A 13,761-nucleotide genomic window follows, 5' to 3' on the forward strand; every position below is an offset into this window, starting at 1 on the left:
ACTCGATGCTTGCTTTCCCCGCTGGAGTCGATGCCTTCCGCTCCACTTAAATATTCGTTATTGAAAAACTACTTATTTAGATTTATCAATTTCATCTTGAATTTCTTTTGCAGCATCTTTAGGCTTACCACCAATTAAAATACTTACGATAGAATTTCTTGTTCTATCTTGCATAGATGGTAGTGGATCAAAATCGAATACATCTACTGCAATTCCTGTTGACGTAGCACCTAATTCAATATTGTGTAAGAACAAATCAGATACTTTCGAGTTATCAATTGCTATATCTGATCTTGGAATTAAGAACTGTGCTTCCTCTGCAAATCGTTTAGCTGCTTCAGCAGAAGTAAGCATTTTTAGAAGTTCAACCGTATATTCCTTTTCTTTTCCTTCAAGTTTGCCATTCACCATATATGGACTAATGATTTGCATATCTTCATCTTTAAACTCTGGTTTTTCATCGAAGTATGGGAATTTAGCAAGTTTAATAGCATCAGCGTATTCTGTCTCACTTGGATTCGTAAATTTACCGATGTTCCATGGACCAGTAATAATCATCGCTGCCTTACCTTCAAGGAAATCTGCCACAGCAATTTCATCGCTTATTCCAGCAGCACTTTTACCAAATGCATCTAACTTATTTAAGTCTTCAACATATTCAAGTGTTTTCACAACATCTGGATCTGTCCATTTTAATTCTCTAGTACCTAGTTTCTTTGCTGCTTCTGTACCCATCCATTTATAAAAAATTTGGTTGTGTAAATGTCCTGCCATATACGTTGCCTTTGCACCAAGTGCAATAGGTGTTACATCGATGCCTTTTAGCTTTTTAACAGCTGCTGTTAGTTCACTCCATGTTTCAGGGAATTCATTAATACCAGCTTTTTTAAGTAGTTCTTCATTATAATAAACACCAATTAAACCAGACTCCATTGGAATTCCATAAGTCCCCTCATGACCTGGCACTTGATAATACTTTAATGCACCTTCCGTGAAATTTTGTCCCCATTCAGAATCATCCTTTAAAATTGGGTCCATATCCATAAGTAAGCCACTTTCAATATATTCATTTAAATTTGCAACACCTTGAACTCTAAAAATGTTAGGTAAAGTGCCAGATGCAAGATCTGTTTTCAGCTTATTGTTAAATGCTGATTCATCACCTTGAGATTCATCAACAACAACTACATCGGAATGCTTTGCCTCGAATTCTTTAATAATATCTTTGTAGATTTGTGCCTGAGTGCTTGTCCCTGCCATTCTTGTTAGCAATCTGATTTTTACCTTACCATCTGCATTATCACTTGCATCACTCGAACCACCACACGCTGTAAGTATAGTAGCTAATAAAACCATCAATACGACTAGCATCTTTTTCTTCATAAATTTCATCCCCTTTGTAACAAATTTTTTATTTTGTATTTGGTGTTAATGCAAATACCTCATGGATTGATCCTACTTCGATGCCCCCATCACTTTTAATGATGCTTGGTCTAAGGGAGCGAATATTAGCAATTGTTTTTTTATTTTCATAATCTATTTGCTCTAAAATCGAAGCAATTACATTTGGCCAAACGTCTTCTGAACCGTCTAAAACTTTCAAAGCGAAACCTAAACGTTCTTTTTTCAAGCCGAAGCAATATACGCCTTTTGCTCCACCCTTTGCTACAATATTTTGATCTTGCAATAATACAGAGCAAATAAAGTTTTCAGACGCTACCATATTGAATTCATTGTTCATAATTGTTGTCATTCGCTCTACTGCTTCTCTAAGTTCCAAATCTTCAATTAAATCTGGACAAGCTAATTTCAAACTTGTAATAGCCATATTGTGTAATGGTATAGCGAACACAGGCACACCACAGCCGTCTACTCCAACATGAATTTCAGATAGTGGTGTTTCTGATAAATAAGATAGCGTTTTCAAAATAAGCTGTTGTAGGGGATGATCTATATTCCAATAACCCTCCGTTGGAAAACCCATTTCACGACAAGTTGCAATAAAGCCCATATGTTTTCCTGAGCAGTTATGAAAAAGTCGTCTTTTCTCTATATTTTTTCTTAACATTGCCTCTTTTGGTTCCGCATTTAAAGGGTACGAAAAAGGACAAAATAATTCATTCTCATCAATGGCTAATTTCTCTTTCATCGTTTCTAGCGCTTCAATATGATACGTTTCTCCACGATGCGAAGCAGTAAATAACGCTGCTTCTCTATCTGTTAAGCCATACTTTAAATCAATTTTAGATAAAAATGCAGGTAGTGCTTGAATTGGTTTTGCAGCAGAACGGAAATATGTATTATGTTGGATATTACCAACTTGATATATTGCCTCCTTGCTGTCATTAACACCACAAACGACACCAGAATGAACATTTTCCAGTAAGTTCGCTCTTGTTTCTTCTATTAACACTTCAGAATTCATAATTCGCTTTCCCCCGATACATTAGAATGACCAAATTCCCGATACGCTTGTATTCATATCGAGTTTACGGTGAACATTCAGTTAATGTTCATCCTCGAAATACACCGATTATTTGATGACACCTTTTTTTAAAATGATGTTAGCGTACTGAGCTTTTTCGCTTGTTGCTACTACGGCAAAAGCCTTTTTTGTGCGCTCGTAAAATTCAAAGCGCTCCATAAATTCAAATGGAATTGGATATTCGGATTGACGGTGAACGATTTCCTCATACTCTTTCCAAATCGTTGGTTCCACTGGATCTCCTGGGACAACAGCCATTAATTGAATAGGATGTTCCACATACGTATCGATAGGAAAGAACGCCAATATCGCTTCTAGTAATTCTGGAATTGTATGTCCGTCACAACGGATTAGCTGTTGGGCATGGCTGGCAGCAGGAAAATTTCCGTCCGCCAACACAATTTCATCTCCATGACCCATCTCCATTAATACCTTCATTAAGTCTGGTGAAATAATTGGGGGAATCCCTTTTAGCATAGTTATTCACACTCATTTCTTTAATCTTCTGCTACAAAGTAATTTGTAAGAGAACCTAATTTCTCGATTTCTACAGTTACTTCATCCCCGGGTTGAATATACATTTGCTGTTCTGCAGGATATCCGAATACTACGCCTTCAGGTGTACCTGTTAAAATAATATCTCCAGGCTCTAATGTCATATGTCGGGAAATATAACTAATAATTTCAGCACAATTGAAAATCATATCTGCGGTGTTCGAGTTTTGTCTTATTTCTCCATTTACATATGTTTTTAATGCTAGATTATTAGGGTTCTCTATTTCATCTGCCGTCACTAAGTAAGGACCAACAGGACTGAACTTATCGCACGTTTTTCCTAACAACCATTGTTGTGTTTTCATTTGCAAATCGCGCGCCGATAGATCATTTACAGTGCAATAACCAAAAACATAATCTAATGCATTTTCTTCTTTTACATTTTTTATTTTTTCACCAATAACAATTCCAAGCTCTACCTCATAATCAAGTTGCTTTGTTACATTTGGAATTTGAATATCACTTTGATGTCCAGTTAATGTATTATCAAATTTATTAAATAAAATAGGCACTTCTGGATAAGGCGCATTCGTTTCATCTGCATGTTTACGGTAATTTAAACCTACGCAAATAATTTTATGTGGTTTTGTAACACATGGTCCCCAGCTGATTTGACTGTCATCTACAAAAACTGCACTTTCTTCTACTTCTATTGCTTGAATAAAATTTTGAAGCTTTGCTATCTCTTCTTTATTACAAGAAAATAAAGATACTACATCTGGTAAGTTATTAAGATCTGAATTTTTGTCAATCGATGCGTCTATATCTATAATGCCTTGCGTCGTTTGAACGCCTAATTTATAGTTGCCCTGCTTTTCAAATGTTAATAGTTTCATAGTCATTCCTCATGTCATTTCGTAATATTAAGCATTTTTCCCAAAGACAACGCCACCATCTATGTAAAGCGGAGAACCCATCATAAAACTGGACTCATCAGATGCTAAAAATAAGGCAGCTTTCGCAACATCTTCAGGTTTTCCTAATTCGCCACTTAGCTGTCTTGTTTTAATACTTGCGATGGCAGCTTGTGGATTGTCATATGCATTCTTTAAATAATTTTCTACAAATGGTGTAAAAATCGTTCCTGGTAATAAAGCATTTACTCGAATATTGTAAGGTGCATAATCTACCTGCATCGCCTTTGTTAACGATAAAATGGCTCCTTTTGTTGCCGAATATAATGCGCGTTGCTTTAAGCCTATTTCCGCAGCACATGAAGACATATTAATAATGCATCCGCTCTTCTGCTCCATCATGTGAGGGACAATATATTTTGTTGGTAAATAGACTCCCTTTACATTTACGCTCATCACTTTATCCCATACGTCTGGCTCTACCTCATCTATCCGTCCAACATTACTAATGCCTACATTATTAAAAAGGATATCAATTTTTTCGAATTGCTTTGTAATATGTTCAACCATCTCTTTTACAGCTTCAGGAATAGTCACATCTGCATGATAAAATGTTGCGCTTCCTCCGTTATGTTGAATATCTTTTACTGTATCTTCACCATTTTCCTTGTGAACATCGTTGATGATAACGTGGGCTCCTTCTGCTGCAAATAGAAGGGCTGTAGAACGACCAATCCCACTACCACCCCCGGTAATGAGTGCTACTTTACCTTGTAATCTCATAACAACAATTCCCTTTCTTGTTCTAAATGGTCTTCTGGCTGTGCGGCTTTCACAGTAAGCCCCCCATCTACCATTAGTAAATGTCCGTTTATTTGCATCGCTTCCTCAGAAGCTAAAAATACGACAGCATCAGCAATTTGCTTTTCAGTCCCTAGTCTTTTCATGGGATTGGCTTGTATTTCTTTTTCCAAAATACTTGGATCTTCGAGATATTCTTGGCACATATCTGTAGCTACTGTACTTGGACCAACAGCATTGATATTAATATTATATTTGCCTAATTCAATCGCTAAAGCTTTAGTCAAATGACTAGCCGCCGCTTTTGAGGAAATATAATGTGGGATAACCGGACTTGTAACAAGCAGGCTTGCCGTAGATGTAATATTAATGATTTTACCGTAACGTTTTTCAATCATTTTTTTTGCTACCCGTTGTGAAGTTAAGAAAATTGATTTTACATTTGTTTGATAGGTCGTATCCCAAGTTTCTTCTGTTAACTTCATAAATGACTCGAATGGCGCTATACCAGCGTTATTCACTAATATATCTACATTGCCAAGCGTTTTCTCAACTTCATCAATCATGTGATCGACTTCTTGTTTAATACCTACATTTGCTTTTACAACCATCGCTCTGACATTAAAACGATTCTCTATTTGTTCCTTTAACATTTCTGCTTTTTCTAGTGAACGTTGAGATGTATAGTTAATGGCAACATGGGCTCCTTCTTCTGCTAATCTTTCTGCGATAGCAGCCCCTATCCCCCTACTTGCTCCTGTTACTAGAGCAACACGGTTTTCAAGTTTTTTCATATTTATTCTCCTAACATAACTTTTATAGACTAATACCAATTCTGCTAATACTAAATTCTTGATGGCCTAAAATCTCGGCTTTCGTTTCCTGACCTTTTGCTACATTTACGATCGATTCAAAAATACGTTTACCCGATTCGTCCAACGATTCTTTCCCTTGTAAAACAGGGCTGACATCTACATCGATATTGTCTGCCATTCGTCTTCCAGTAATTTCGTTCCCTGTTATTTTAATGACAGGTATAATTGGATTTCCTGTCGGTGTCCCTCTTCCAGTTGTAAAGCAAACAACATGAACACCCGCTGCTGCCATGCCTGTTACACATTCAATATCATTCCCTGGTGAATCCATGAAATAATAGCCTGTGTTTGGAATTTCTTCAGCAAAGTCTACAACTCCTTGAAGCATTGCAGTCCCAGCTTTACTGATGCAACCTAAAGATTTTTCCTCAATTGTCGATAAACCCCCTGCGATATTGCCTGGGCTTGGATTTCCTCCACGCATATCGACACCCATACGTTCTACTTCAAGTTCAAATTGTTCAACACATTTATATAATTTTTGTTGTACATCTTGATTGATTGCCTTTGCAGCAACAAGATGCTCAGCACCAATAATTTCTGTAGTCTCGCCCATTACAATTGTGCCACCTGCATTCAAAATAGTATCGGCTGCTCTACCGAGTGCTGGGTTACTACATAATCCTGACGTAGCGTCAGAACCACCACATTTCACACCAACAATGAGCTCTGAAAGTGGAATATCTATTAAAGGAATATCTTTTATTTTTTTCAGAAGATCCTGTGCTACTTCCACACCTTTTTGAATCGTTTTAACAGAGCCACCCTCATTTTGAATGTCAATCCAAACAACTGGCTTACCAGTCTCTTCAATTTCTTGCTTTATCTCTTGTGCATTGATTACTTCACAACCAAGGCTAACAATTAATACCGCACCTACATTGGGATTTTTTCCCATTCCAACTAATACTTTATGTGTTCTCTCTTTGTCAGCACCTACTTGGCTACATCCATGTTGGTGAGGTATAGCTACTGACCCCGGAACTTGTTGTTGAATTCTTGAAGTAACCTGATTTGCACATACAACTGTTGGTAAAATTAAAAGATGATTTCGAATACCAAATTTTCCATTGTCTCTTCGATAGCCCTTAATAACTGTCATCGTTTCACACCTCCCGCACTCTTATCTCCGCGTCCTCGTATGCCCTCGATATTATGAACATGAACATGCTCTCCTATCTGAATAGCAATTGTTGCTGCTCCGATTACTTCACCGTACTTCACAATTTCCTCTGCCTTATTGATAGGAGCAATCGCAACTTTATGCCCAAAGTTAACATCTTGTTGCAAAGTTAATTCATATGTTTGATTACCTTTTGTGTAAATTACACTTTCACCTTTTTTTACATCCGTTAAAAGGGTTGTTACATTATCTTTTTCATCCATTACAATGCAAGTTATCCCTTGTTGATACGCCATTTCTGCCATTCCTTCGCCCTCCCTCTTATAATTTATAAAAACGCTTTGCATTTTCTCCAAATATCATTTCTAAATCTTTTCCAAGTAAGTTTGTAGGTAAGTTTTCCATAAGTATCGTTAGTACATCGTTGTATGTACCTGATAAATTACATACAGGCCAATCACTACCAAACATCACTCGATTCGTTCCAAAAACGTTTACCACATGGTTGATAAAAGGGTGAAATTCTTCAATTGCCCAGTTTTTATGAGTTGCCTCTGTCACTAATCCTGAAAGTTTACACATCGCATTCGGGTACATCGCAATTTCACCCATAGCTTCTTTCCAACCATCTATTTGTTGCTTTGCAATATTTGGCTTAGCTATGTGGTTCACTACTACTCTCAATTGAGGGAATGTTTGCAATAATTCTAGTATGTAAGGAAAATGCCTTGGCTTTATTAAAAGATCTAGCGGAACATCATACTGTACAAGCAGTTCAATGTTCTTTAATACATCTTTTCTCAAAACCCAATCATCTTCATCCAAATCTTGTAACATAGGTCGCACACCTACAAAACCAGGATGTCGTAGCAACTCCTCTAAATGTTGTTTAAAGTTTACTTCGGTTAAATCTAACCAGCCGACTACACCTGCAATCCATTCATGCTCTTCAAATAAATCTAATAAAAATAAAGTTTCATTGATTGTTGGGGCAGCTTGGACTACTATTGTTTTAGTAATTTGATGTTCGTTTAAAATTGGATATAAATCATTAGGCATAAAATCCCGATAAAGCTCTGGTAAATCTTTGGTTAACCATTTATAATCATTTCTTGATAACTTCCAAAAATGTTGATGCGAATCGATTATCATATTCAACACCACCTTTGTTAACTTTTATGTTACCGGTAACGTAAAAATAACAAACAAAAAATTACATGTCAATACTAATTTCTGAAAATAATCAAAATTCAAAACCGAGGTAAATAGATGGTATTGCTAAGAATATTTCATACTTATTGGAGTAGAATAGCGACAATGAACGCTATTCATTAGATGTATTGACGTATTTGAATGTTACATTTACTAAGCTCAAATGTTAAAAACTTTTAATTTTGAGCAGGTTAGAAAATTGGATGGTGATGTAGATTTTTAAACCACATGCTATAATGACTTGAGAAAAATGGTGGATGAACGTCGGGGAGCTTTAAACGGAAAACTAATTGTATTATTTTATTTTTGGCTTACTTGAAGCGCTTTCCCTCTTGGATTCAATAATTGGAAAGTGTAGAGTTAGAAGAAGTACAATTATATTTGAATTATTTATGTAAAAATAAACCAACAACATGATAATCACGATGACTTTATTTTGAAATAAAATGTATCTTCATTTGAGATGTTTTTTGCGTAGAATCGTTGCGCCAGCAGTAGGAATAATACAAAAAAATTAACAATGTAAGGTAGGTACGATAGGTGACAACAATATATGATATTGCAAAAAAAGCTAATGTTTCTCCTATGACTGTTTCAAGAGTTATTAACAATAAAGGCAATATTAGCGAGAAAACAAGAAAAAAAGTAGAGGCTGTTATTCAAGAATTAAACTATATCCCCAACTCCGCTGCCAGAAGTTTAAATATTAAAAAAACTAAGCTCCTTTCATTAGTTATTCCTGATATTACAAACCCTTTCTTCACAAAGGTTGCAAGAGGTGCAGCAGATAAGGCTAATCAACTAGGCTACCAGCTTATGTTGTGTAATACTGACGAGGATCCAGAAAAAGAAAGTGGCTATATAGATGCTCTTATTTCTAAAATGGTAGACGGCGTTATTATTGCACCAACTGGGAATCAATCTAAAAAAAACTTAAAAAAGCTTGTGAAAAACAAAGTTCCCTTTACATTAATTGATAGGATGATAGATGATCTTCCTTGCGATATGGTATTGGGGAATAATCATGAGGGAACAAGAGAGTTAGTTCAGCATTTAATTGATCGAGGACATAAGAAGATTGCTATCATTCATGCACCTTTAGATATTTCCACATCCAAAGAGCGATATCAAACTTATGTAGACACATTGAAAGTAAATGATCTGTCTTTTAATAAAAACTTGGTTATCCAAACGCATTATAAACAAGAAGAAGAATGGGATACTATCAATGGATTACTGCTATTACCTGAGGAAGAACGACCTACTGCCATCTTCGCAGCTAATAACTTTATAGCGATCAACGCGATTACAACACTGCGCAACAAAAATATCCGAGTGCCAGAAGATATTGCTGTTGTATGCTTTGACGACTTAGAGCCTTATTCATATTTGGATCCTTTCTTCACAGTAGCTTCACAGCCCGCATATGACTTTGGATATATGGGGACGCAATTAGTTATTGAAAGAGTTGAAGGAAACGGACCAAGTGAATATCGCAAAATTAATCTTCAACCAAAGCTGATTGTAAGAAAATCCTCTAGTACTTCTATTGTTTAAGATCATTAATAAAGTCGATTTTTAAAAAAATCAGACTGAAGTAAACTCAAAAAACTTGAGTTTACTTCAGTCTTTTTTTGGAAAAATCACAATTGTTCCAGTGCCTGACACTACACTCAAAATAATAATGTTGATTCGATTCACTCGTTGTGATTTTAACTTTTTATTGAAATGGGAACCCATCTCACTTTGTATATTCCCCTACTTCTTCATACGTATTAGATGAACCTGTAAGTAAAATTTGCTTTCGTTGAAAACCTCATGTTTCTGATTATTAAAGTACATAACCCCAGCAACAATAAGTGCCAGGCACTCAAACAATTTAAATTACGATAAACTCCAATTCCCCTTGTTATACACCGCTGATTTCTTCTTTAACATAATAAGAATGCTCTATGATATAGTAAAAACAAGGATTTACGAAAGGATGTTATTTATGGCTAAAAGTGTAGTAATAGCTGAAAAACCATCAGTAGCTCGCGATATTGCGCGTGTATTGAACTGCAATAAAAAAGGAAACGGTTATCTTGAAGGGGATAAATACATCGTTACATGGGCATTAGGTCATCTTGTAACATTAGCAGACCCAGAAAGCTATGACGTGAAATACAAAACGTGGAATTTAGAGGATTTACCAATGTTACCTGAACGCTTAAAACTGACAGTAATTAAACAAACAGGTAAACAATTTAATGCGGTAAAAAGCCAGCTAACGCGCGGTGATGTAGGAGAAATCATTGTAGCAACTGATGCTGGTCGCGAAGGTGAACTCGTAGCACGTTGGATTATTGATAAAGTAAAGATAAATAAGCCGATTAAACGTTTATGGATTTCTTCTGTAACTGATAAAGCCATTAAAGACGGGTTTGCTAACTTAAAACCAGGCAAGGCCTACGATAATTTGTATGCTTCCGCTGTTGCTCGTTCTGAAGCAGACTGGTATATCGGACTGAATGCTACTCGAGCTTTAACAACGCGTTTTAATGCACAGCTTAACTGTGGTCGTGTACAAACTCCAACAGTGGCAATTATTGCTGCGCGCGAAGATGAAATCAAACATTTTAAACCACAAACTTACTATGGTATTGAAGCACAGACTAACGATCATTTAAAACTGACATGGCAAGATGTAAAAGGTAATAGCCGTAGCTTTGATAAAGATAAAATTGACGCTATTGTTAAAAAGCTAGGAAGAAGCAATGCAACTGTTACTGACATTGAAAAAAAACCAAAGAAAACTTTTGCTCCAGGTTTATATGATTTAACAGAGTTGCAACGTGATGCGAATAAAATTTTCGGCTATTCTGCAAAAGAAACGCTGACTATTATGCAAAAATTATATGAGCAGCACAAAGTATTAACGTATCCACGCACAGACTCTCGCTATATTTCACAAGACATTGTTGCAACTATACCAGAACGTTTAAAAGCTTGTGGTATTGGCGAATATCGTTCACTTGCAAATAAGCTTTTAAATAAACCAATTAAAACGTCAAAGGCATTTGTCGATGATAGTAAAGTTTCTGATCACCATGCGATTATTCCGACAGAAGGCTATGTCAATTTCTCAGCATTCTCCGATAAGGAACGTAAAATTTACGACCTTGTTGTGAAAAGATTTTTAGCTGTTCTTTTCCCTGCTTTTGAATACGAGCAGCTTACATTACGTGCAAAAATCGCTGATGAAAGCTTTGTCGCACGCGGCAAAACAATTATGTCAGCTGGCTGGAAGGAAGTATATGAAAATCGCTTTGACGATGAGGATTCAACAGATGATTTGCAAGAACAAATCCTTCCACGCATTGACAAGGGTGACACACTTCAGATTAAACTGATTGCACAAACATCTGGCCAGACGAAGCCACCAGCCCGCTTTAACGAGGCAACGCTGTTATCTGCGATGGAAAATCCGACGAAATATATGGGAACGAACGATAAAAAATTAGCTGATACTTTAAAATCTACAGGCGGTTTAGGCACAGTAGCAACTCGCGCAGATATAATCGAAAAGCTCTTTAATTCATTTTTAATTGAAAAACGTGGTGCTAAAGATATTTACATCACTTCAAAAGGTAGACAACTGCTTGATTTAGTTCCCGAAGAGTTAAAATCCCCTACCCTTACAGCCGAATGGGAGCAAAAGCTAGAAGCAATTGCAAACGGAAAACTGAAAAAAGATGTATTTATTAGTGAAATGAAAAATTACACGAAGGAAATTGTTTCTGAAATTAAGGCAAGCGACAAAAAATATAAGCACGATAATATTTCTACTAAATCTTGCCCTGATTGTGGTAAACCGATGCTTGAAGTCAACGGCAAAAAAGGCAAAATGCTTGTTTGTCAGGACCGTGAATGTGGTCACCGTAAAAATGTAGCACGTGTGACAAACGCTCGCTGCCCTCAATGTAAGAAAAAACTTGAGCTTCGTGGTGAAGGCGATGGACAAATTTTTGTCTGTAAATGTGGTCATCGCGAAAAATTATCTGCATTTGAAGCGCGCCGTAAAAAAGAAGGCGGCGGTAAAGTAGATAAACGCTCAGTTCAAAAATATTTAAAGCAACAAAATAATGATGAACCAGTAAACAACGCATTGGCTGAAGCCTTAAAAGGATTAAAACTTGATTAAGAGTGCCAGTCACTCACACAATTCTGAATTCTCCCCAGCAAGATATTTTTAATAACTTAAGCCATAGCACCTTGCATAGCGAGGGGTGCGGCTTAAGTTTTTATCATTTCTAGTACAATATAAATTTGCTAGTAAAACTATTATCTAATACATTACCTCTGATACGTCTTTGCACTAGAATATTTACATAAAAGTACTTATAAACTGCATACTCTTATTCCCTTAACATATATTGAATTGTCATAATATTCACTAAATTATGAAGGAGGAGTAGAAAATGCAAGCTCAAGACTTTAGACCTCGAAATGTGATTATTATTACGATTATTGTTGTTTTATCACTAATAATTGGGCATTCGATTTATGTAAATTATATTGAGGTTTTTTAAATGCACATTCTGAGAAATCACATCACATAAAATATCTTAGTTGGTGGGATTATACCTAGATTGTTGCTATCACAGATGTAGTGCAGCTTATGGCAGAGTAAATATGTAAGAGGAATTATTACCATAAAGGCTATCTATATACTATTTAGAGTTAAAGAGTAAAAAGAAGAATCTGCTCAACGTCCCCTTGTACCATATGGGCGTAGAGTGGACTCTTTTTTCTATTGCTGGTTTACCTCATTGCTCCGCGGAATCACTAGCTCATTTCGCGGAATCAGCCCATCACTTCGCGGAATCAACCTATCGCTTCGCGGAATCAGCCCATCGCTTCGCGGAATCAGCCCATCGCTTCGCGGAATCAGCCCATCGCTCCGCGGAATCAACCCATCACTTCGCGGAATCAGCCCATCGCTTCGCGGAATCAGCCCATCGCTCCGCGGAATCAGCCCATCGCTCCGCGGAATTCTCTCCATAACTAACTTTTTAAGCACAAAAAAACGAGCGGTAAGCTCATTGCTTTACCGCTCGTTCTGTCGTTTATAAATATTGTTCACGCCATTGTAGCTGCTCTTTTTCTGTAAGCTGCTGTTCCAGCTTTTCATCCCATTGGTTTAGCAATGTATTCCATACTCGGACATATACAATATTTTGCTCCTTATTAAAAAGGACGAATTCTAAACAAGGGATATCATTAATCTGTTTCGCATCTGAAGTAACAATTGTTGCTACTATTTTTTGTGAGCTAGATTCTTCCTCTTCCTGTTGTAAAGCTGCTAGCATCATTTCCTCATTAAAATGTTCTTGCTGCTCAGCCTCCTTATCGACATAACGATATGGCTCAGGTAACTCATCAAATTCCTCTATTGCCTCTTCTCCTACAGGGAGAATGGCTTGGTGACATGGACTAAATAAGAGCGTTGCCGTTTCTACCTCTAGCTCTTCCTCGAAAATGCCATGCTCCAATTGTTGCTGCCCTTTAGAGGTTAATTTATAGAAGCCATCCGTTTGCTCTATAAGGCGGACGCGAGACATTAACGACACTAAATCCTCAATAAAAAGTGGGTCTACTAGTAACAGCTCACTTAATTCCTGCACATTTTTAAAATTTGCTTCCTGCATACTAATTAATAGCATTTTCATTAAGACATCCATCGTTGAGCGACGAATTGGCTCATATGACACTTCAATTGTGCGAACTGGAATACACCATTCAGTAGATTTCACTATTTTCACATGACGATTTTGTTGTAACTCTCGCATTAAACGCTGTTGTAATTTCAACACC

Annotated in this window: 12 protein-coding genes; 2 read left to right on the plus strand and 10 right to left on the minus strand. The window is 36.7% G+C overall.

What is annotated here, in order from left to right:
* Positions 1–72 precede the first annotated feature (72 nt).
* From ACIQXJ_RS17710 to ACIQXJ_RS17750, 9 genes are all read right to left on the minus strand, one after another.
* Positions 73–1,383, minus strand: coding sequence for an ABC transporter substrate-binding protein (locus tag ACIQXJ_RS17710; protein ID WP_403056077.1), 1,311 nt, complete (start codon positions 1,381–1,383; stop codon positions 73–75).
* Between the two features lie 28 nt (positions 1,384–1,411).
* Positions 1,412–2,425 carry an asparaginase gene (locus tag ACIQXJ_RS17715; protein WP_403056073.1) on the minus strand — a complete coding sequence of 338 codons (1,014 nt, stop codon included), beginning with the start codon at positions 2,423–2,425 and terminating at the stop codon, positions 1,412–1,414.
* 108 nt (positions 2,426–2,533) lie between these two features.
* A complete protein-coding gene (gene fucU, locus ACIQXJ_RS17720) occupies positions 2,534–2,962 on the minus strand; it encodes an L-fucose mutarotase (protein ID WP_403056070.1) in 429 nt (142 codons plus the stop codon).
* A gap of 20 nt (positions 2,963–2,982) precedes the next feature.
* Positions 2,983–3,876 carry a fumarylacetoacetate hydrolase family protein gene (locus ACIQXJ_RS17725; protein ID WP_403056067.1) on the minus strand — a complete coding sequence of 298 codons (894 nt, stop codon included), beginning with the start codon at positions 3,874–3,876 and terminating at the stop codon, positions 2,983–2,985.
* A gap of 27 nt (positions 3,877–3,903) precedes the next feature.
* Entirely contained in the window at positions 3,904–4,677 is a 774-nt protein-coding gene (locus ACIQXJ_RS17730) for an SDR family NAD(P)-dependent oxidoreductase (RefSeq protein WP_403056064.1), read from the minus strand.
* A complete protein-coding gene (locus ACIQXJ_RS17735; RefSeq protein ID WP_403056061.1) occupies positions 4,674–5,489 on the minus strand; it encodes an SDR family NAD(P)-dependent oxidoreductase in 816 nt (271 codons plus the stop codon). The genes ACIQXJ_RS17730 and ACIQXJ_RS17735 overlap by 4 nt, the downstream gene beginning before the upstream one ends.
* 22 nt (positions 5,490–5,511) lie before the next feature.
* Positions 5,512–6,672, minus strand: coding sequence for a UxaA family hydrolase (locus tag ACIQXJ_RS17740; protein WP_403056058.1), 1,161 nt, complete (start codon positions 6,670–6,672; stop codon positions 5,512–5,514).
* Entirely contained in the window at positions 6,669–6,998 is a 330-nt protein-coding gene (locus tag ACIQXJ_RS17745) for a UxaA family hydrolase (protein ID WP_403056055.1), read from the minus strand. Before ACIQXJ_RS17745 ends, ACIQXJ_RS17740 begins: the two co-directional genes overlap by 4 nt.
* Positions 6,999–7,014: 16 nt before the next feature.
* Positions 7,015–7,845: an amidohydrolase family protein gene (locus ACIQXJ_RS17750; protein ID WP_403056052.1), complete on the minus strand. Its 831-nt coding sequence runs from the start codon at positions 7,843–7,845 to the stop codon at positions 7,015–7,017.
* A 600-nt stretch (positions 7,846–8,445) separates the two neighbouring features.
* On the opposite strand from ACIQXJ_RS17750, the gene ACIQXJ_RS17755 reads away from it, so the two are divergent.
* A complete protein-coding gene (locus tag ACIQXJ_RS17755) occupies positions 8,446–9,462 on the plus strand; it encodes a LacI family DNA-binding transcriptional regulator (protein WP_401010985.1) in 1,017 nt (338 codons plus the stop codon).
* 436 nt (positions 9,463–9,898) lie between these two features.
* On the plus strand, positions 9,899–12,088 hold the full coding sequence (locus tag ACIQXJ_RS17760) for a DNA topoisomerase III (RefSeq protein ID WP_403056049.1): 2,190 nt from the start codon (positions 9,899–9,901) through the stop codon (positions 12,086–12,088).
* 925 nt (positions 12,089–13,013) lie between these two features.
* Here the strand turns inward: ACIQXJ_RS17760 and ACIQXJ_RS17765 are convergent.
* Positions 13,014–13,760 carry a hypothetical protein gene (locus ACIQXJ_RS17765; protein WP_403056046.1) on the minus strand — a complete coding sequence of 249 codons (747 nt, stop codon included), beginning with the start codon at positions 13,758–13,760 and terminating at the stop codon, positions 13,014–13,016.
* Between the last annotated feature and the right edge of the window lies 1 nt (position 13,761).

The organism is Lysinibacillus sp. NPDC097868 (assembly GCF_044761135.1).
Lineage (GTDB): Bacteria > Bacillota > Bacilli > Bacillales_A > Planococcaceae > Lysinibacillus.